17 protein-coding genes are annotated in these 19,645 nt (G+C 67.8%); 15 read left to right on the plus strand and 2 right to left on the minus strand.

The window, feature by feature from the left end; translation table 11 throughout:
• Nucleotides 1–221 precede the first annotated feature (221 nt).
• On the minus strand, nucleotides 222–512 hold the full coding sequence (locus ABIA65_RS03965) for a WhiB family transcriptional regulator (RefSeq protein ID WP_241402219.1): 291 nt from the start codon (nucleotides 510–512) through the stop codon (nucleotides 222–224).
• A 378-nt stretch (nucleotides 513–890) separates the two neighbouring features.
• Between ABIA65_RS03965 and ABIA65_RS03970 the strand changes: the two genes are divergently transcribed.
• Nucleotides 891–1,586, plus strand: coding sequence for a helix-turn-helix domain-containing protein (locus tag ABIA65_RS03970; protein ID WP_354523080.1), 696 nt, complete (start codon nucleotides 891–893; stop codon nucleotides 1,584–1,586).
• Nucleotides 1,587–1,589: 3 nt separating this feature from the next.
• Here the strand turns inward: ABIA65_RS03970 and ABIA65_RS03975 are convergent, their stop codons facing one another.
• Entirely contained in the window at nucleotides 1,590–3,134 is a 1,545-nt protein-coding gene (locus tag ABIA65_RS03975) for a MinD/ParA family ATP-binding protein (protein ID WP_354522692.1), read from the minus strand.
• 370 nt (nucleotides 3,135–3,504) lie between these two features.
• Here ABIA65_RS03975 and ABIA65_RS03980 point away from each other — a divergent pair, with 370 nt between their 5' ends.
• The 14 genes from ABIA65_RS03980 (at nucleotide 3,505) to eccD (ending at nucleotide 19,643) form a co-directional block, all read left to right on the plus strand.
• Nucleotides 3,505–5,085, plus strand: a complete 1,581-nt coding sequence (locus ABIA65_RS03980) for an EspA/EspE family type VII secretion system effector (RefSeq protein ID WP_354522693.1) — start codon at nucleotides 3,505–3,507, stop codon at nucleotides 5,083–5,085.
• A 27-nt stretch (nucleotides 5,086–5,112) separates the two neighbouring features.
• Nucleotides 5,113–5,433: an ESX-1 secretion-associated protein gene (locus ABIA65_RS03985; RefSeq protein ID WP_354522694.1), complete on the plus strand. Its 321-nt coding sequence runs from the start codon at nucleotides 5,113–5,115 to the stop codon at nucleotides 5,431–5,433.
• A complete protein-coding gene (locus ABIA65_RS03990; RefSeq protein ID WP_354522695.1) occupies nucleotides 5,430–6,278 on the plus strand; it encodes an ESX secretion-associated protein EspG in 849 nt (282 codons plus the stop codon). Before ABIA65_RS03985 ends, ABIA65_RS03990 begins: the two co-directional genes overlap by 4 nt.
• A 17-nt stretch (nucleotides 6,279–6,295) precedes the next feature.
• Nucleotides 6,296–6,874, plus strand: a complete 579-nt coding sequence (locus tag ABIA65_RS03995) for a YbaB/EbfC family DNA-binding protein (protein WP_354522696.1) — start codon at nucleotides 6,296–6,298, stop codon at nucleotides 6,872–6,874.
• A complete protein-coding gene (eccA, locus tag ABIA65_RS04000) occupies nucleotides 6,867–8,591 on the plus strand; it encodes a type VII secretion AAA-ATPase EccA (RefSeq protein ID WP_241402213.1) in 1,725 nt (574 codons plus the stop codon). Before ABIA65_RS03995 ends, eccA begins: the two co-directional genes overlap by 8 nt.
• Before the next feature lie 3 nt (nucleotides 8,592–8,594).
• On the plus strand, nucleotides 8,595–10,073 hold the full coding sequence (gene eccB, locus ABIA65_RS04005; RefSeq protein WP_354522697.1) for a type VII secretion protein EccB: 1,479 nt from the start codon (nucleotides 8,595–8,597) through the stop codon (nucleotides 10,071–10,073).
• Complete coding sequence (gene eccCa, locus ABIA65_RS04010; protein WP_354522698.1) at nucleotides 10,073–12,301, plus strand: type VII secretion protein EccCa; 2,229 nt, start codon at nucleotides 10,073–10,075, stop codon at nucleotides 12,299–12,301. Before eccB ends, eccCa begins: the two co-directional genes overlap by 1 nt.
• Nucleotides 12,301–14,082: a type VII secretion protein EccCb gene (gene eccCb / locus ABIA65_RS04015; RefSeq protein ID WP_354522699.1), complete on the plus strand. Its 1,782-nt coding sequence runs from the start codon at nucleotides 12,301–12,303 to the stop codon at nucleotides 14,080–14,082. The genes eccCa and eccCb overlap by 1 nt, the downstream gene beginning before the upstream one ends.
• A 145-nt stretch (nucleotides 14,083–14,227) precedes the next feature.
• The gene (locus ABIA65_RS04020; protein ID WP_354522700.1) at nucleotides 14,228–14,524 is read left to right on the plus strand and encodes a PE family protein; all 297 of its coding nucleotides are present in this window, start codon (nucleotides 14,228–14,230) and stop codon (nucleotides 14,522–14,524) included.
• Nucleotides 14,525–14,568: 44 nt separating this feature from the next.
• Nucleotides 14,569–15,873 carry a PPE family protein gene (locus ABIA65_RS04025; RefSeq protein ID WP_354522701.1) on the plus strand — a complete coding sequence of 435 codons (1,305 nt, stop codon included), beginning with the start codon at nucleotides 14,569–14,571 and terminating at the stop codon, nucleotides 15,871–15,873.
• Nucleotides 15,874–15,967: 94 nt separating this feature from the next.
• Nucleotides 15,968–16,276 carry a WXG100 family type VII secretion target gene (locus ABIA65_RS04030; protein ID WP_354522703.1) on the plus strand — a complete coding sequence of 103 codons (309 nt, stop codon included), beginning with the start codon at nucleotides 15,968–15,970 and terminating at the stop codon, nucleotides 16,274–16,276.
• Nucleotides 16,277–16,325: 49 nt separating this feature from the next.
• Nucleotides 16,326–16,616 carry a WXG100 family type VII secretion target gene (locus tag ABIA65_RS04035; RefSeq protein ID WP_354522704.1) on the plus strand — a complete coding sequence of 97 codons (291 nt, stop codon included), beginning with the start codon at nucleotides 16,326–16,328 and terminating at the stop codon, nucleotides 16,614–16,616.
• Nucleotides 16,617–16,713: 97 nt separating this feature from the next.
• Nucleotides 16,714–18,120, plus strand: a complete 1,407-nt coding sequence (locus ABIA65_RS04040; protein WP_354522706.1) for a MinD/ParA family ATP-binding protein — start codon at nucleotides 16,714–16,716, stop codon at nucleotides 18,118–18,120.
• Nucleotides 18,117–19,643 carry a type VII secretion integral membrane protein EccD gene (gene eccD / locus ABIA65_RS04045; RefSeq protein ID WP_354522708.1) on the plus strand — a complete coding sequence of 509 codons (1,527 nt, stop codon included), beginning with the start codon at nucleotides 18,117–18,119 and terminating at the stop codon, nucleotides 19,641–19,643. The genes ABIA65_RS04040 and eccD overlap by 4 nt, the downstream gene beginning before the upstream one ends.
• Nucleotides 19,644–19,645: the final 2 nt, after the last annotated feature.

Here is a 19,645-nt window from a genome sequence, read left to right on the forward strand (position 1 = left end):
CGAACAGAGCCGCCGACGCTAATGCGTCGGCGGCTCTAGGACAGTGCCGTCATGGCGCCTCTCGGCAGTTGGTCGCTCTAGGCGACTTAAGGGGTGGTACCCGGGGCATGTCCGGCACTGTCGATGATGTTAACGGTGTCCGGCGCCCGATTGTTCCTGACCCGCCCGAGTCGGCGTCGCCCCGCTGCCGTCCCCTCGAAAAGCGGCAGCGAGGCGGTCTGTCATGCGGATTCCAGGAAGACCCGTCGGGCGCGAACGGTGTAGCCGTTCTGTTCGGCCAGTGACCGCAGTTGGCGCAGCGCGAACGTGCGGCCGCGGCCGGCCTCCGGGATCACCACGCCAGCCCACAGGCCCTCGGCCCGCGGCAGCTCGACCGCGTCGCGGGCGCAGGCCCACCGGCGCGGGCACAGCCGGCAGATGGTCTTGGCGTCCTCGTCGGCCGTGGTCACCCACCGCTCGGGATCGCGTGTGCACTCACCGACGGGGAGTCCGTCCAGGCCCACTGCGTTCATTGGTTCTCCTCAGGTCTTGCGCCGGTCGTTCGGGCGCGATGGAGAGAAATGTATCGCAGGAACCGTAGCGATGCAACAGTTAGCGTCAAATGAACCGCTGCGGCGCTACGGAATCGTGGAAAGACCACGTCAGGGCAGGCGATCTAAGTGGGAAAGTCGCCGCTCTGGACGCGTGGTTTCCCGATAGTCGAAGCAATGACATGGTTGTAACTGTTTCCTCGCAACGGTTATAAACGCCGGGCGATCCGGCTAAAGTGGTTCAAGACGTAGCGGTGCAGCGGAACGGCTGGCCGCCCCACATGTAGGGGAAAGGGCACGCAGTTGGTCCCCGTCGACTCAGGCGTCGCACCCGACGACGCCGCGGATGTCGATCCGGGGATGGCGCGCGCCGGTGCCGCCGCCGCCGCCCGGCGCCGCGAACTCGACATCAGCCAACGCAGCCTCGCCGCCGACGGGATCATGAACGCCGGTGCGTTGATCGCGTTCGAGAAGGGCAGAAGCTGGCCGCGGGAGAAGACGCGCGCGAAGCTCGAGGAGATCCTGCAGTGGTCGCCAGGGACCATCGCCCGCATCCGACAGGGTGGCCCGGTATCCACCGAACCACAGCGCCAGCTCGAGCCGCAGCAGCCAGGCGGCGACGAGGTATCGCTCATCGCTCAGGCGGTCGACGCGGCGGTCCACACCCTGGGCAGCACCATCGGGGCGCTGCCGCCCCCTGAGAACGCCGACTTCACCCCGCGGGTCACCGCGATCCTGGCGGATCTGCGTCAGTTGGAGGCGGTCGCCGCCCGCGCGGCACGCATCGGTCGGGTGACCCCGCCCCTGCTGCGGGCGCTGAGCATGGTCCGGAGGCAGATCGACGAGCTCACGGTCCTGAGCGCGACATCACCCACCGCGACGCTGGGGCAGCGGCTGTACGCGGCCAGGCGGCGCGCCAACCTCACCATCGCCGAGACCGCGCAGGCGGCCGGGGTCGCCGAGGACGTGATCGTCGCCGCGGAGGCCGGTCAGCCCGTGCCGCCCGACATCGCACGCCTTGTCGAGTCGCTCATCGACCAAATCGACTGGCGCTGAACGTCAGTAGCGGTCGCGCGTGCGTTCCCGGTCGTCGTTGGCGGGGAAGTGTGCGGCCAGTGCCGCCGCGATCTCGATGATCTTGCGGCGGGTGGCGGGCGACATCTCGGCGGTTCGCTCGATGACTCCACCCGGACGGAGGTGGCCGTCGAAGGGCACCTCCACGACCACCTGGCCCTGACCGGCGAACTGCTGTGCCAGAATCGCGCGGGTTCGCTTGTCGGCGTGGCCATCCGAGTCGTTGAGGACGACGACGGTGCGTTGCAGCAGCCGGGTCAGGCCGCGGTTGGCCAGCCAGTCCAGGGTCTGGCCCGCGGCGGCCGCACCGTCGACCCAGGGGGACGACACCACGATCAGCGCGTCGAGATCCCGCAACACCTCCTGCGTGACCGGGGCGTCCATGGTGGAACTGCAATCGACGATCGAGATGGTGAAGTATCGGTCCAGGCGCGCGGTGGCCTCGCGGTAGATCGCCGGATCGAGCACGCGCCTGCGTGCCGGGCTGGCCTCACCGGCGAGGACGAACAGTCCCGCGGCGTTGTTGCCGACGCGGCTGCGCACGTCGGCGAACGTCTCGAGGTGCTGATCGGCTGCCAGCTCCCAGTACGAGCCCATGGCCTTCGGGTCCACCCGACTGCCCAGCTTGCCGAACGCGGTGTCGGCGTCGATCGCGACGACGCGGTCGTCCTGGCGCAGTTCGGCGAAGATCGAGCCGATGCTGGCCGACATCGTGGTCTTGCCGACGCCGCCCTTGCCCATCACGCCGATCTTGTAGTGGCCGCGCAGGACGCCGCGAATCCGTGCCTCGAGTTCCGCCTCGCGGATCTCCTCGGGTGACTGGCCCAGGTTGACCAGCCCGAACGTCGCGCGGAAGACCGCCAGCCGCCAGCCTCGGGTGGGTGGCGGCTGCTTGGTGGGGACCAGGTCGTCGGCCCGGATCCGGTCGGCGTAGGAGCCCGTCGGCGAGGGTGGCATGACGCGGGTGTCGGGCCCGAAGTTCGGCGCCGGCCAGGGGGCGGTCGGAGGCCCGGGGTTGTGCTGTCCCGGGTTGTGCGGTCCGCGCGGGGGAGCGGGTGGTTGGGGTGGCGGCGGAGGTGCGGGTGGCGGAGGCTGCTGCGGCCAGCCGGGCTGCGGACCCCACTGCTGACCCCACTGCTGGGGGTTGTCCGGACGACTCACCGCGGGGAACTGGCCTGTGTCACGGGGATTCGTCTCGCGTTGCGGTGCATCACGTCGAGGACTCTCGCGCGGCGGCTGGGTGGTGTCGCGGGCCAGCCCCGATGGCGGGGCGTAGCGGGGGCGCTGCTGATGGGCGCCGCCGGATGGGGGTTCGGCCTGTGGCTCGCGCGGGGGCTGCGGGCCGGGGAGTACGGGTTCGTCACTCGGTTCCTGGGGGTCGCTCGGCGCCACGAAGTCGACCGGCGGCCGGGTGGGAAGTGGTGTGGCCGCCGGGGTGAACGTCGGCTCGACGGGGGTGGGCTCGTAGTCGGTTTCCTCTGGCCCGGTCCACCCGAGTTGTCTGCGCAGATCATCGTCGCGGTCGTTCACGTCAGCAGGTCTCCCTTCGAACATCCGACGACGCGACTGTCGGCCTTGGTCTCAAGTATCAACCACGGCGTGCCGGGGGCGCGTCAGCACGGGGCCGGCGAGGGTCGTCAGCAAACACGTGATCGACGTCAGAGGCCGCCTTGTCGAACCCGAGATCTCCGATCCGCGGCCCTGGGACCGGGTGAGGTCAGCGTCGGCCGATGCCGGCGTCCGGCGCGGCGGTGCGGGACGACGCCGCGACCCCGGCCCGCGGTGAAGCAGGATAAGGCCTGTTCACCGACCCAATGGGTGCATCGCCGTGTCGAAAATTGGTGCGTTTTGGGCCCCGAATCCGCTGGTAACGTCGCAGCCGGCGAAGGGGATTGGGTAAATGAGCCTGCTCGGGGACATCAAGGACGTGGGTGCGGCCGTATTCGAGGTCGGCAAAGCCGCCAAGGGTCTCATCGGCAATGCCGACAAACTAGCGGGCGGCGTGAAGGGACTCGGCAGTCTGTTTCAGCGGTTCTCCACTGCCGGCCGGTTGGCGGAGCTGGCGCGACTGGGCCGCAAGCTCTCCGAGTACGGCGATGACGCGCTGCGCTTCCTCGCCAACCCCGAGATCAAGAAGTTCCTCAAGCGGGCGAAGACGCCCATTCTGGTCGGCGGCCAGATGACCATCTCCGGAATGAAGCTCACCACCGGAGTCGGCAGCCCCGACGACGGCGCGCGGTTCGGTGCCGGCGCCAGCCGGTTCGCCGGTGCCCGCGACACCTTGGCGGGCGCGTATCCGAACGGCTCCTGGACGGGCAGTGGTTCGGAGTCCTACTCCAACAGCAACTCCCGCCAGATCGGCCGCACTCAGACGATGGTGGCCTCGGATCAGTCGATCAATGCGGTGCTGGCGCGTGAGGCGGGACAGATCACGGCGACGCGCGCCGTGCTCGACGACCAGAGCGACTGGCTGGCCGACGTCGGGCTCGTCACCATGCTCGTCGCGGCCACACCGTTCGTCGGACAGGGGGCGGCGCTGGCGATGGAGATCGCCGCGGTGACCAAGGCGCTCGGCGCGTGCACGATGCAGCTCACCGAGCTCACGCAGCAGGTCAGCTCCAACGCCGCGGAGATTTCGCGCACGGCTGGCCGGTACGGCGAGCGGTCCGGGCGGTCTGGGCGGTCCACCATGTCTAAGAAGACGCCCGACCCGAACACTCCGCCCCCGTCCCCGCCGCCCGGTGGTGAGGAGGGCGATGCGCCTGGTGACGGGGACACGGGCGACAAGGACACGGACACCTCGCCCGGCGAAGCTCGATCGGACCGCACGCGGCCCGAGGGCGCCGGCACAGGTAGTGGTTCGGGTTCAGGTACGGGGTCGGGTGGTGGCTCATCGTCGGGTGGCACGTCATCGGGTGACGGCGAGTCTGCCGACATGCCATCCGCGCCGGAGCCCCCAGATGCCTCCACCCCCACGCCGCCGGTCGCCACCGGGTCGCCGGCGTCGGGCGGCGGCGCGGCACCAGGCGGTCTCGCGGCGCCGCTGAGCAGTCTGCCGGGTGCGGCGGTCGGGGCCATGCCCGCCGCGGCCGCTACGGGAATGAGTGCCGCACAGATCGCCTCGCTGGTGCAGTCGGCGGTGCAGAAGGCCATGCAGGAGCAGGCCGCGAAGGAGGAGGCAGAGAAGGAGGCCGAGGACGCGAGGGCGGCTACCACCGACACCGACGGCGACGGGATCCCCGACGTCGAGGAGGACGAGAACGGCGACGGCATCCCCGACGTCGAGCAGCACATCGAGGAGCAGGATGCGGACGGCGCGGTCCCGCCCGAGGAGCCGGGCGCCGCGCCCGGTGCCGCCGACGGCGGTCGCGCCCCGGTGCACTTGGCAGTCGATGTCGATCCCGCCGGGATGGCCGGCCCGATCACAGCTACTTTGGATCGGAATGACCCAATCGGGTCGCCGTCGCTGGCACAACAGTAGGAAGATGAGCGCGAGGGGGTTTTTCCAATGTCTGGTGAGCTAGAGGTCACGACCGCCCACTTGGGCGAACTGGCGGCGAAGCAGGGGCGAGCCGCTGCCGAGATTCTGTCGGCAACCGAGGTCACCGAGGGGGTCGACACATCGGTGCGGGTCAGCCACGGTGTCATCTCGTGGTCGACGGCGGCTGCGGTCGAGGCGGCCAACAGCGCGCGACGCGCGGCGGGCAGGTCCATGCAGGACATGTCGGACCACCTGGAGGCCAGCCTCGTCGACGCCGCCAGGCGCTACGACGACACAGACGACTGCGCCAGGGGTCTGCTCGGCGCGCAGATGCAGGGGCGGGCATGACCAATTCGTACGGTTCGACGCACGCTGATGACGTCGTCGCGGTCGAGGTGACCATCGACGGGCTGCTCGTCATCGCCGACAAGTTGAACCTGATGGACTTCCCGACGTCGTTGGGTATTCGGCAGAACATTCCGCTACTCGAGCTGCGTGACATGGTGTGGGAACAGGTGACCCGTGACCTCACGGCGCAGGGCATCCTGAACGTGTTCGGCGATCCGCATCCCGAGGTCGCCGCCATGCTCGACACCCTGAGCCGCGCCGATCGCACCCTCGAGGGACGATGGTGGCGACGCGATGTTGGTGGCAAAATGGTGCGCTTCACCGTGTGCCGTAAGGGGGACCGCCATGTCGTCGCCGCCCGCGACGGAGACATGTTGGTCCTGCAGCGCGTCGCACCTCAGGTCGGTCTGGCCGGAATGGTGAATGTCGTGCTGGGCTCGGCACCGCCAGCCGATGTCGAACCGTTGACCGGGGTGGCAAGCAAACTCGGTGATTGCACCACCGCTAATCAGCTCGCGCAGTTCGGAATTGCGCCGCCGTCGGCGCGTATTTACGCCGACGCCATCGCAGAGCCCAAGAGTTGGGTCGAGATCACCGCCAACGAGCGGCATGACGGCGGCACCTTCACCCAGACCGACGTCGCGGCCGGCGTTCTGGATGCGCGCCAGGGGCGGATCGTGTCGATTCCACGGCGGGTCAACGGGGAGCTGTACGGCAGCTTCCTCGCGGGCACCACCGAGAACCTGCAGCGGGCCCTCGACGGGCTGCTGGAGTTCCTGCCGTCGCGCTCGTGGTTCGACGTGGCCTGGTCTGACGGCGCCGACACCGATTCCTACGCGGACTGAGAGAGGGCAAGCCCCAGGTGGACGACACTTCGCCGCACGACGACGAAGAGGACGACTACGACGTCCTGTCGGCGTTGGACTTCTCGACGTCCGGCGACGACACCTCCCCCAACGACCGAGCGTCCGACCTGGATGCGTTCGACGGCTACGTCGTCGAGGACCCGACCGTCGATGGCGGCGGTTTGCTGCCCGACCCCGACCCCGACCCCGACCCCGACCCCGACCCCGATCCCGATCCGGGCCTGCCCGACGACGGGCTGCCGGTACCGCTCTTCACGGTGACGAATCCGCAGGGGACCGTGACCGTGACTACCTTCATGGATGGACGAGTGCACCGGATCGACCTCTCTCCGAAGGTGAGCACGATGACCGAAACGAACCTGGCCGACGAGATCCTCGTCATCGCGCGTCTTGCGACGCAGGACGCCAGGTCCGCGCAGTACACATTCATGCTCGAGGGCATGCGCCAACAGGGTCACGACGACGTCGCGACCCGCGACTTCCTCAGCCGGGACCTCGACCTGCCCTCGCCCGAACAGGCGGACGCGGATCGGGCCGCGGTGTTCTCCACTCGATACACAGGTGACCATGACTGACCAATTGGCCGGGCTCTTCGGAAGTGCCGTGGGCATGCTGCCGAACTCCCCGGCGCGCTCCCTGGAGATTTTCTCCGAGATCACATCGCACGACGAGACCGCGTGCGACGCGTGGGTGGGACGGATTCGCTGCGGTGACACCGACCGGGTGACGTTGTTCCGGGCGTGGTTCTCGCGCAACAACTTCGGCCAACTCGCGGGCGCCGCCGAGATCTCGATGAACAGCGTCGGCGCCCGGGTGCCCATCGGGGGGCAGTTCGGTGACATCACCTACCCGGTGAACTCACCACTGGCGATCACCATGGGCTTCGCCGTGAACGAGGCGGCCGAGGGCAACTTCGCCGACGCGATGGAGGCGCTCGAGGACGCGCCCGCAACCGGCGCCGAGCACCTGGTCTCCTGGGTCAAGGCCGTGGTCTACGCCGCGGCCGAGCGGTGGACCGACGTGATCGAGGAGGTGCGCGGCGCGACCGCGTGGCCCGACAAGTTCCTCGCCGCGGCCGCGAGCGTCGCCCACGGTGTCGCCGCTGCCAACCTCGGGCTGTTCACCGAGGCGGAACGTCGTCTGACCGAGGCCAATTCGTCACCCGCGGGGGAGGCCTGCGCGACCTCCATCGCCTGGTTCCTGGCCATGACACGGCGCAGCCAGGGCAACGAGGAGTCCGCCGTGGCGCTGCTGGAGTGGTTACAGGCCAGCCATTCGGAGCCGAAAGTCGCTGCCGCGCTGCGGGACCCGAACTACCGGCTGCAGACCACCACGTCGGAGAAGATCGCCTCGCGTCAGGACCCGTGGGATCCGTCCAGCGCGGTCACCGACAACTCGGGCCGCGAGAGGCTGTTGGAGGAGGCCCAGGCCGAACTCGACCGGCAGATCGGCCTGAGCCGGGTCAAGGAGCAGATCGAGCGCTACCGGGCGGCCACCCAGATGGCGAAGGTGCGTGCGGCGCGCGGCATGAAGGTCGGCCAGACGTCCAAGCACATGATTTTCACCGGCCCGCCCGGCACCGGCAAGACGACGATCGCGCGGGTGGTGGCCAACATCCTGGCCGGCCTCGGCGTTATCGCCGAGCCCAAACTGATCGAGACGTCACGCAAGGACTTCGTCGGCGAGTACCTCGGGCACACCGCGGTGAAGACCAGCAAGACGATCGACCGGGCGCTGGGCGGCGTGCTGTTCATCGACGAGGCCTACGCCCTGGTGCAGGACTCCAAACAGGGTGGTGGGGACCAGTTCGGCACCGAGGCACTGGACACGCTGCTGGCCCGCATGGAGAACGACCGCGACCGGCTGGTGGTCATCATCGCCGGCTACAGCGTGGACATCGACCGGCTGCTGGAGACCAACGACGGCCTGCGGTCGCGCTTCGCGACGCGAATCGAGTTCGACTCGTACTCGCCGGAGGATATCGTCGATATCGCCAAGGTCATTGCCACCAACAATGACTCGGCGCTCAGCGAGGAGGCGGCCAAGAGGTTGTTGGAGGCGGCCACGTTGTTGAGCGAGCGCAAGCTCAACGACAAGCCGGCGCTGGACATCGCAGGTAACGGTCGGTACGCGCGGCAACTCGTGGAGGCCGGGGAGCAGTGCCGCGACATGCGGCTGACGCGCTCGGTCGACTTCGAGAGCCTCGGGGTGGAACAACTCAGTGAAATCGGGGGGCAGGACATGGCGGAAGCCATTGAGGCCGTACATGCACGCCTGAACATCGGCGATTAGCCCATGGCTGGTTTTCGGCTCACCACCAAGGTTCAGGTCAGTGGCTGGCGGTTCCTCCTTCGCCGCGTCGAGCACGCCATCGTGCGGCGCGACACCCGGATGTTCGACGATCCACTGCAGTTCTACAGCCGGGCGGTGATGGCGGGCATCATCCTGGCGGTGGTGATCTGTCTGGGCGCAGCACTTCTGGCGTACTTCAAGCCCCTGGGCAAGCGCGGCGGCGACAGCCTGCTGGTCGACCGCACCACCAACCAGCTCTACGTGATGCTGCCGGGCACCGATCAGCTGCGTCCGGTGTACAACCTGACCTCCGCGCGGCTGGTGCTCGGAAACCCGGGCACACCGTCGGCGGTCAAGTCCGAGGAACTCAACCGGATGTCGAAGGGGCAGCCCATCGGTATCCCCGGTGCGCCCTACGCCACGCCGGTCAGTTCCGTCGCCGAGTCCACGTGGACCCTGTGCGACACCGTGACCAAGGCGGAAAGCGTTGCGCCGACGGTGAACACATCGGTCATCGTGCTGCCGCTGGTGAAGGACGGATCGGTGGGACCGATGCGGCCCGACCAGGGCATGCTGGTCACCTACGAGGGCGGGGACTGGCTGGTCACCGACCGCGGCAGGCACGCCATCGACCTGTCCGATCGGGCCGTCACGTCGGCAGTCGGAATCCCGGTGACCGCCAAGGCGACGCCGATCTCATCGGGGTTGTTCAACGCGCTGCCCAACGTGGGGCCGTGGCAGCTGCCGCAGATACCCGGGGCCGGCGCGCCGAACACGCTCGGGTTGCCGGCCAACCTGGTGATCGGGTCGGTGTTCCAGACGGTCACCGAGTCGGGTGAGCAGCACTACGTCGTGCTGCCCGACGGTGTGGCCAAGGTCAATGACCCCACGGCCGCGGCATTGCGCGCCGGCAACTCCTACGGGCTGGTCGCGCCGCCGTCGGTCGAGTCCAGCGTCGTCGCCAAGATCGCCGAACAGGTCTACGTGTCGCCGTTGCCGGACAAGGCACTCGAGATGCAGCTGCGCGAGGAGTCGCCGACGCTGTGCTGGTCGTGGCAGCGCCAGCCCGGCGATCAGGGGTCTCGGACGTCGGTGATCAGCGGCCGCAGGCTGCCCATCCCGGCGACGGCGATGAACAATGGGATCGACCAGATCGGTGGCGACTCAACGGTCTTCATCAACGGTGGCCAGTTCATCCGGCTGCAGTCACCTGATCCGCGCTACGGCGAGAGTATGTACTACGTCGATCCGCAGGGCGTGCGGTACGGCATTCCGAACGACGACGCGGCGAGCGACCTCGGGCTTTACGGGCCGTTGACGGCGCCGTGGCAGGTGGTCAGCCTACTGGTGGACGGCCCGGTGCTGTCCCAGCAGGCCGCGCTGCTGGAACACGACTCCCTGCCGGCCGATCCGAACCCGCGCAGGGTCGACGGCGGTAGCGCCGGTGGGGCCCAACCCGCGTCGAACACCGGAGGCGGTTGATGACGACCAAGAAGTTCACCCCCACCATCAAGCGGGGTCCGCGGCTGACGCCGGGCGAGATCAACGTGACGCCACCCGAGGACCTCGGCGTCGATATTCCACCGTCGGGCATGCAGAAGGCGATGCCGTGGGTGATGGGTGGCTGCATGCTCGGAATGATCGCGATCATGATCTTCACCGGCGTGCGTCAGCTCTCGCCGTACATGCTGATGATGCCGCTGATGATGGTCATGGGCACCGTGGGCTTCATGGCCGGAGGCGGATCGGGAGGCAAGAAGGTGCCCGAGATCAACGCCGACCGCAAGGAGTACCTGCGCTACCTCGCGGGGCTGCGGACCAGGGTCACCTCATCTGCCGCGGCGCAGGTGACGTTCTTCAACTACCACGCACCCCACCCCGATGACCTGCTGTCGATCATCGGCACCAACCGGCAGTGGTCACGACAGACCGGCACCGACTTCTACGCCGCCACCCGTATCGGCATCGGGTCGGAACCCGCGGTGGACCGCCTGCTCAAACCGTCCGTCGGCGGCGAACTCGCCGGTCCGCAGGCCGCACCGCAACCGCACCTCGAGCCGGTCAGCCACATGTGGGTCACCAAGTTCCTGCGCACCCACGGCCTGATCCACGACTGTCCGAAACTCGTTCAGCTGCGGACCTTTCCGACGGTTGCTATCGGTGGCGACCCGGATGGGGCGGCGGGACTGCTGACCGCGATGATCTGTCACCTGGCGGTGTTCCATCCGCCGGACCTGCTTCAGATCCGGGTGCTGACGGAGAATCCGGAGGATCCGGACTGGGCGTGGCTGAAGTGGCTGCCGCACGTGCAGCACCAGACCGACACCGACGCCGCGGGCGCAACACGGTTGGTGTTCACCCGCCCCGACGGACTGTCGGATCTGACTGCACGCGGGCCGCACGCCGCCGACTCCGCGCCCAGCGGCCCCTACGTCGTGGTCATCGATCTCACCGGCGGCAAGGCGGGTTTCCCCGTCGACGGCCGCGCGGGTGTCACCGTGATCACGCTCGGCAACCACCGCGGTTCGGCCTACCGGATCCGAGTCGACGCCGACGGCACCGCCGACGACCGCCTGCCCAACCAGACGTTCCGCTTGGTGACCAGTGGCACGGACACGATGACCCCGCAGCAGGCGGGCCGGATCGCGCGCAAGCTGGCGGGCTGGTCCATCACCGGCACGATCATCGACAAGAGCACCCGGGTGCAGAAGAAGGTCGCCACCGAGTGGCACCAGCTGGTGGGCGCGCAGACCATCGAGGAGGTCACGCCCAACCGGTGGCGGATGTTCACCGATCTCGACCGGGACCGGTTGAAGATCCCGTTCGGCCACGAATTGAAGTCGGGTGACATCTGCTACCTCGACATCAAGGAGGGCGCGGAGTTCGGCGCGGGCCCGCACGGCATGCTCATCGGAACCACGGGTTCGGGCAAGTCGGAATTCCTTCGCACGCTGATCCTCTCGCTCGCCGCGACGCACCACCCAGATCAGGTCAACCTCCTACTGACGGACTTCAAGGGCGGTTCGACGTTCCTCGGTATGGAGAAGCTGCCACACACCGCGGCAGTCGTCACCAACATGGAGGAGGAGGCCGAGCTGGTCAGCCGCATGGGCGAGGTGCTCTCCGGTGAGCTGGACCGGCGCCAGTCGATCCTGCGCCAGGCCGGCATCCAGGTGGGCGCGGCCGGTGCCCTGTCCGGGGTGGCCGAGTATGAGAAGCACCGGGAACGCGGCGCCGACCTGCCGCCGCTGCCGACGCTCTTCGTGGTGGTCGACGAGTTCGCCGAGCTCCTGCAGAACCACCCCGACTTCATCAACCTGTTCGACCGCATCTGCCGTGTCGGCCGGTCACTGCGCGTGCACCTGCTGCTCGCGACGCAGTCGCTGAACACCGGCGGTGTGCGCATCGACAAGCTCGAACCCAACCTGACCTACCGGATCGCGTTGCGCACCACCAGTTCCGCGGAGTCCAAGGCGGTGATCGGCACGCCCGAGGCGCAGTACATCACCAACAAGGAGAGCGGGGTCGGCTTCCTGCGGGTGGGGATGGAGGACCCGATGAAGTTCAAGAGCGTATACACCGGGACACCCTACGAACCGACGACGGTCATCAGCGAGAACGGTGAAGTCGCGCCACGGCATGCGCCGCAGAGCAAGCTGAAGATCCACGCGTTCACCGCGGCGCCGATCGCTGAGTCGGTGGTGAACTGATGAGCATCGAGCCCGAACAGCGCGTCCTGCGCGAGGTGGTCCTCGAACAGCTGAACACCGGCGAGATGCGGGCCTACGCAATGTGGTTGCCCCCGTTGACCGATCCGACGCCCGTAAACGAACTGGTCGAGCGTGACGACAGGCGTCAGCCGCTGCGCTTCGGCCTGGGCATCATGGACGAACCCCGCAGGCACCGCCAGGAGGTGTGGGGCGTCGACGTGTCCGCCGCGGGCGGGAACATCGCCGTCGGCGGCGCGCCCCAGACCGGGAAGTCGACCTTCCTGCAGACGATGATCCTGTCGGCCGCCGCGACACACACCCCGCGGCAGGTGCAGTTCTACTGCATCGACCTCGGTGGCGGCGGCCTGATGTACCTCGAGGACCTGCCACACGTCGGCGGCGTCGCCACACGTTCCGAACCAGACCGCGTGAATCGCATGGTGGCCGAGATAAAGTCCGTCCTGCGGTCACGTGAAGCGATGTTCAAGGAGCACCGCGTCGGCTCGATCGCGACGTACCGCCAGCTGCGCGACGACCCGAACCACCCCGCGTCCGCCGACCCGTTCGGCGATGTGTTTCTGGTGATCGACGGCTGGCCGGCGTTCACCTCGGAGTTCCCGGACCTGGAGCCGGTGGTGCAGGACCTTGCCGGCCAAGGGCTGGCGTTCGGTGTGCACACCGTGATCTCGACACCGCGCTGGACCGAGCTGAAGGCGCGCGTGCGCGACTACCTGGGCACCAAGCTGGAGTTCCGGCTCGGCGACGTCAACGAGACGCAGATCGACAGGATCACCCGGGAGATTCCGGCGAACCGGCCTGGCCGTGCGGTGTCGGTGGAGAAGCACCATCTGATGATCGGCGTCCCACGGATCGACGGCGTGCACAGCGCCACCGACATGGTTCCGGCGATCTCGGCCGCGGTGGAGCACATCGCCGCCCGCCACACCGACCAGGCGCCTCAGGTCAGGGTCCTGCCAGAGCGGATCCATCTGCATGAGCTCGATCCGCACCCGCCCGGGCCAGATTCGGACTACCGCACCAGGTGGACGATCCCGATTGGGCTGCGCGAGTCGGACCTTTCGGTGGCCTACAACCCGATGCACACGACTCCGCACCTGCTGATCTTCGGTGCGCCCAAGTCGGGCAAGACAACCATCGCACATGCCGTCGCGTCGGCGATCTGCGCGAGGAACAGTCCGTCGCAGGTGCGCTTCATGCTGGCCGACTACCGATCGGGTTTGCTCGATGCCGTTCCACAGAGCCATCTACTTGCTGCGGGCGCGGTCAACCGCAACAACACCACGTTGGAGGAGTCGATCAAGGCGCTGGCCACCAACCTCAAGAAGCGGCTGCCGCCGCCCGACCTGACCACCTCGCAGTTGCGGGCCCGGTCCTGGTGGACCGGCCCCGACGTGGTCCTGCTCGTCGACGACTGGCACATGATCGTCGCCGCCGGCGGCATGGTGCCGCCCATGGCGCCATTAGCACCACTGCTCCCGGCGGCCGCCGACATCGGTCTGCACATCGTCGTGACGTGCCAGATGAGCCAGGCCCACCGCGCCACGATGGACAAGTTCGTTGGTGCTGCCTACGGCGCCGGGTCTCCGACGATGTTCCTCTCCGGCGAGAAGACCGAGTTCCCCACCAGTGAGTTCAAGCTGAAGCGCAGGCCTCCTGGCCAGGCATTACTTGTCTCGCCGGACGGCAAGGAGATCATTCAGGCGGCCTACGTCGATCCACCCGAAGAAGAAGTGTTCGCAGCACCTCCGGAGTCCCGGTAACATTCTCTTCAGTCATTCAGCAACGCCTAGCACAATGGGCTAGCAAATGGGTCGGGGGATCACATGGTGGGGATTTGCAAATCTCTCAGTGCCGCCGAAACATCGGCTTTACAGCCCATTCGGAATTGGTAAAGGAGAAGTGCAAATGCAACCCATGTCCCACAATCCCGCAGCAGCCTCCATCGGTTCACAGGTGGTCGCAAACGGTGCCCGCGGCCTGGCCGGCGGTAGCGCGGCGGCCGCGGAGGTAACGGCACTTATGCCCGCCGGCGCTGACGAGGTGTCGATGCAGGCGGCGCTTGCTTTCGCGAGCGAGGGCGCACAGGCTCTCGCGACCAATGCGCTCGCTCAGGAGGAACTGTCGCGAACCGGCGCAGCCTTCATTGAGGTCTCGGGTATCTACGCCACAGTCGACGCAGCCAACGCCAGCGTTTTGTCGTAATAACAACATTAACTCTGTGAGCTGAAACTCGGATCTAGCAAACCATGTCTCTAATCCCCGCGGTGCCCACCATGTCGTGGCACGCCATGCCTCCGGAGGTCAACACCTCCCGGCTCATGCTCGGCGCGGGTCCTGCACCGATGATGCAGGCCGCCGCTGGGTGGGAGGCAATGGCGATCCTGTTGGAGACGCAGGCAGACGAGCTGGCCGCGAGCCTCACATCGCTCAGCAGCGTGTGGACGGGCGCGGCGAGTGAGCGGGCGGTGCAGGCGACCATGCCGATGGTGCTATGGCTGCGTACAACGTCACTGCAGGCGCAGAAGCGTGCGCTGCAGGCCACGGCCCAGGCGACCTCCTACACCGCAGCGCTCATGGGCACGCCGCCGTTGGCCGAGATCGAGTTGAACCACGTCACGCACGGGGTCCTGGAGGCGACGAACTTCCTGGGCGTCAACGCCGTGCCGATCGGGCTCAACGAGGCGGACTACTTCGTCCGGATGTGGAATCAGGCGGCGTTTGTCATGGACGCCTATCAGGCTGAGACCACGGCCAACACGTTGTTCGAGCCCATCATGCCCATGAAGCCGATCGTCGTGCCGGGTGTCGGCCAGGCGGGGGTGGGCGCGGCGTTGGGCCAGGTCGCGACAATGGCTCCGGGCGCGCTAGTCCGGGAACTGTCGATCGCGTCGGTGAGCGCACGGGCCAAGCTGGGGTCGATGGCGCTGCACGCCGGCAGGGGTGCGGCCCAGGCGAACATGGCCGCCCAGAAGGCCGAGGGTCAGACAGAGACGGCGAAGAACGCCGCTCAGCAGAACCCGATGCAGGGCGCCCAGCAGGGTGCGCAGATGGCGATGCAGATGGGGTCACAGTTGGGCTCCATGGCCATGCAGCTGCCGCAACAGGCCACACAAATGGTGACGCAGCCGCTGCAGCAGCTGACGTCGCCGCTGCAACAGATGACGTCCATGTTCAGCGGGATGGGCAACTCGTCCAATCCGGCACAGATGGGACTGATGGGGGCCAGCCCGTTCTCCAACCATCCGCTCGCCGGCGGATCGGGTCTGGGTGCGGGAGCCGGTCTGGTGCGGGCGGCGTCGCTGCCCGGGATGGGTGGATCGATGGCGCAGACGCCATTGATGGCCAATCTGGTCGGCAAGCCAGAGACACCACTACCGGTCGGCGCGGGTGCTGGCTCCGGTGGTGCCGGTCTGGCGCCCGTGGGCTCTGGAGGCGGTGCCCCGATGGGAATGATGGGCCATAACAAGAAGAGTGGCGGATCCAAGGCCGGTCTGCAGGCGCCGTCACCACTCGCTCATGACCTGGGCGAGGACGAGGACGACGACTGGTAGGTCGTCGACGAAAACAAGACTCCCGACCCGAGGGGGCGGAAGGACTCGCCATTTCCCGTGGTGAGGACACAGGAAAAAGAAGAGGTAAACACCGATGTCACAGATGAATACCGATGCCGCTGTCCTCGCCAAGGAGGCAGCCAACTTCGAGCGCATCTCCGGAGAGCTCAAGGGCGTCATCGCGCATGTCGAGTCCACAGGAGGCCAACTCGCCGCCCAGTGGCAGGGCCAGGCCGGTATGGCGGCGCAGAACGCGCTCTTGCGTTTCCAGGAGGCCGCTCAGCAGCAGATCCAGCAGCTGAACGACATCTCGGGGAACATTCACACGGCTGGCGCGGGGTACACGTCGACCGATGAAGACCAATCAGCCGCGGTGACCGCCGCCATGGGCAGCTCGATGTAACCGGCTTGACCTGATCGTCACAACCATTCACGAGAAACGGAGATAACTAATGTCAGAACAGCTTTGGAACTTCGCCGCGATAGAAGGCGGCGTGAGCGACTTGCAGGGTTCGGTGGCCACCACCGCGGGTCTGCTCGACGAGGGCAAGGGGTCGCTCGCCGCACTGAGTGCCGCTTGGGGTGGCGCGGGCTCAGAGGCCTACCAGGGCGTGCAGATGCGCTGGGACGAGGCGTCGCTCGAGCTGAACAACGCACTGCAGAACCTGGCGTCGACTTGCGCCGAGGCATCCGCCTCCATGCAAACGACCGAAAGCCACGCGCAGGGACTGTTTTCCGGCTAAGACGGACGCACCACGGAGGTGGGCGGGCCGGCCTCGGTGCCGCCTCGCCCACCTCGCCGCATGACCAGGCGTGACCCCACTGTCGAGAGGCTTCCCCATGTCGGCCGACTATGACCGGCTCTTCCACTCATCTGAGGCTGCACAAGCGGGCGATGACGAGACGACGACCGTCGACCCCAAGGCCCTGCAGGCAGCGATTGCTGCAGCTGCGTCGATGCCCACCGGCACCGTGAGCCCGGACGCGTCGGCCGATCCCATGCCCGTGACGCCGGCGCCCACCCAGGCCGCCGCCGCGCCGCCACCGCGCGCCGCCGAGATCACGGCCCAGATGCGGCCGACCCCACCGGCCACTGGTCAGCAGCGGGCCGTGCCGCCCAACGGGATGATGCGCGCGCCGCAGGGATCCGCATCCGCCGGAGCCCGCTACGAGCAGCAGCGCTCTGCCCCGGTTTCGCAGGCGCGGCACGCTCCGACACCCGCACCGTCGCAGCACTTCGCCGACGCTCAGATGGAGGGTCAGGGTGCCTGGACCGGTGGGCAGCCCGCACTGGCGTCGGCCGCGAGCATCGGCAACCACCGGGCGATCGACGCGCTGTCGCACGTCGGCGTGCGGTCGGCGGTCAAGGCGCCGTCGCAGCGCGGATGGCGCCGGTTCCTGTACCTGCTGACCCGCATCAACGTGGGACTCTCACCCGACGAGCTCTACGAGCTGGATCTGTTCGCACGGATCCGACGCAATGCGCGCGACTCGTACCAGATCGGTGTGTTCGGACTGAAGGGCGGCGTAGGTAAGACCGCGGTCACCGTGGCCCTGGGCTCGGCGATGAGCAAGATCCGCGGCGACCGCATCCTGGCCGTCGACGCGGATCCCGACGCAGGCAACCTGGCCGACCGCGCGGGCAGGCAGTCCGCGGCGACCATCGCAGACCTGTTGTCGGACAAGGAATTATCGCGCTACAACGACATCCGCGCGTACACCAGCATGAACGGCTCGAACCTCGAGGTGCTCTCGTCGGAGGACTACAGCGGCGCGCGCCGCGAGTTCAACGAGGAGGACTGGGCGGGCGCGGTCAACATTGTGTCGCGGTACTACAACTTGGTGCTCGCCGACTGCGGTGCCGGACTGTTCCAGTCGAGTTCACGCGGAGTGCTGTCCACAGTGTCGGGTCTAGTGATCGTGGCCAGCGCCTCGATCGACGGCGCACGACAGGCCGCGGTGACGATGGACTGGTTGCGCCAGAACGGCTACCAGGATCTACTGGGTCGGTCGTGCGTCGTGATCAACCACGTCGTACCGGGCAAGCCGAACATCGACGTGGAGGATCTGGTGCAGCAGTTCGAACGGCACGTTGCGCCCGGCCGGGTCATCGTCCTGCCGTGGGACAAGCACATCGCCTCGGGCACCGAGATCGAACTGGAGCTGCTGAGTAACACCTTCCGACGGCGCACGGTCGAGCTGGCCGCGGCGCTGTCCGACGACTTCGACCGGCTCGAGCGTCGTTGACCGCCACGGCCGCCGCACCCAGCACGCCGGGCGTCACGCCCGGCAGGCCATCGACGACTCGCGTCACGGTGCTGACCGGACGTCGCATGACCGATCTGGTCCTGCCCGCGTCGGCTCCGGTCGAGACCTACATCGATGACACGGTGTCGGTTCTCGGTGATCTGCTCGAGGACGCGCCGGCCGACGTGCTGGCCGGCTTCGACTTCAAGGCGCAGGGCGAGTGGGCGTTTGCGCGCCCCGGTGCTCCGCCGCTGCGGGCCAGTGAGTCCCTGGACGACGTGGGCGTGGTCGACGGAGCGCTGCTGACGCTGGTGTCGGTGAGCCGCACCGAGCGCTACCGGCCACTGGTCGAGGACGTGATCGACGCGATCGCAGTGCTCGACGAGTCGCCGGAGTTCGACCGCACGGCACTCAACCGTTTCGTCGGCCTGGCCATCCCGTTCGTCGCGCTGGTGCTGACGGGCGCGACGCTGCGGGCGTGGTCCACGACCGGGCATAGCTGGTGGTGGACGCTCGGGGTCGGCGTGCTCGGGCTCGGGGTGCTGGCCGGCAGCATGCTGGCCAAGACCCGATATGGCGACATCGCCATGTCGGAAAGCCTTCTGATCGCTGCGGTTCCGCTGCTGGCGGGCGCGGCGGCACTTGCCGTTCCGCTGCCGCGTGGCATCGACGGGCTGGGTGCCCCCAACATCGCCGGCGCGGCGGCAGTCGTCCTGCTGCTGGTGCTGGCAACCAGAGGTGGCCCACGAAAGCGCGCCGAGGTGGCGTCCTTCCTGGCTGTCACGGCCATCGCGGTCACCGCCGCGGCCATCGCGTTCGGGTACGGCTGGTCTTTCTGGGTGCCCGCCGGCGCCATCGCGTTCGGACTCATCGTGGTGACGAATGCCGCCAAGCTGACCGTCGCGGTCGCGCGCATCGCCTTGCCTCCGATCCCGGCGCCGGGCGAGTCGGTCACCAACGATGAACTGCTGGACCCCGTTTCGGTGCCCGAGGCCTCCGAGGAGTCCCCGACGTGGCAGGCGATCATCGCGTCGGTTCCCGAGTCGGCGGCACGGCTCACCGAGCGCAGCCAGCTCGCCAAGCAACTGCTGATCGGCTTCGTCATGGCGGGCGCCACGGTGCTGTCCGTTGGCGCCATCACCGTCGTGGTGCAGGGACACTTCTTCGTGCACAGCATGATCGTGGCGGGCCTGGTCACCGCCGTCTGCGCGTTCCGCTCCCGGTTGTACGCCGAACGCTGGTGTGCCTGGGCGCTTCTCGGGGCCGTGGTGGTCATTCCCACAGGTGTGGCAGTCCGGCTGTCCGACTGGTACCCCGATATGGCATGGCTGGTGCTGGTTCTTTATGCCGCCGCCGGGATGGTGGCGCTGATCGTCATCGGTGCGACGGCGGGCGTGCGCCGGGTGTCGCCGGTGACCAAGCGAATCCTCGAGTTGCTTGACGGCGCGGCGATCGCCTCGGTGATCCCGCTGCTGCTGTGGATCGCGGGCGTCTACGACCTCCTTCGCAACCTGCGTTTCTGAAG

The sequence above is a fragment of the Mycolicibacterium sp. 624 genome (assembly GCF_040548615.1).
Taxonomy (GTDB): Bacteria; Actinomycetota; Actinomycetes; order Mycobacteriales; family Mycobacteriaceae; genus Mycobacterium.

Coding starts and splice junctions, on each gene's coding strand:
- eccB (WP_354522697.1), top strand. CDS start 8,595: ATGGCTGGTTTTCGGCTCACCACCAAGGTTCAGGTCAGTGGCTGGCGG.
- ABIA65_RS03990 (WP_354522695.1), top strand. CDS start 5,430: ATGACCAATTCGTACGGTTCGACGCACGCTGATGACGTCGTCGCGGTC.
- ABIA65_RS03980 (WP_354522693.1), top strand. CDS start 3,505: ATGAGCCTGCTCGGGGACATCAAGGACGTGGGTGCGGCCGTATTCGAG.
- eccCa (WP_354522698.1), top strand. CDS start 10,073: ATGACGACCAAGAAGTTCACCCCCACCATCAAGCGGGGTCCGCGGCTG.
- ABIA65_RS04035 (WP_354522704.1), top strand. CDS start 16,326: ATGTCAGAACAGCTTTGGAACTTCGCCGCGATAGAAGGCGGCGTGAGC.
- eccCb (WP_354522699.1), top strand. CDS start 12,301: ATGAGCATCGAGCCCGAACAGCGCGTCCTGCGCGAGGTGGTCCTCGAA.
- eccA (WP_241402213.1), top strand. CDS start 6,867: ATGACTGACCAATTGGCCGGGCTCTTCGGAAGTGCCGTGGGCATGCTG.
- ABIA65_RS04040 (WP_354522706.1), top strand. CDS start 16,714: ATGTCGGCCGACTATGACCGGCTCTTCCACTCATCTGAGGCTGCACAA.
- ABIA65_RS03970 (WP_354523080.1), top strand. CDS start 891: ATGGCGCGCGCCGGTGCCGCCGCCGCCGCCCGGCGCCGCGAACTCGAC.
- ABIA65_RS03985 (WP_354522694.1), top strand. CDS start 5,113: ATGTCTGGTGAGCTAGAGGTCACGACCGCCCACTTGGGCGAACTGGCG.
- ABIA65_RS04025 (WP_354522701.1), top strand. CDS start 14,569: ATGTCTCTAATCCCCGCGGTGCCCACCATGTCGTGGCACGCCATGCCT.
- ABIA65_RS03965 (WP_241402219.1), bottom strand. CDS start 512: ATGAACGCAGTGGGCCTGGACGGACTCCCCGTCGGTGAGTGCACACGC.
- ABIA65_RS04020 (WP_354522700.1), top strand. CDS start 14,228: ATGCAACCCATGTCCCACAATCCCGCAGCAGCCTCCATCGGTTCACAG.
- ABIA65_RS04030 (WP_354522703.1), top strand. CDS start 15,968: ATGTCACAGATGAATACCGATGCCGCTGTCCTCGCCAAGGAGGCAGCC.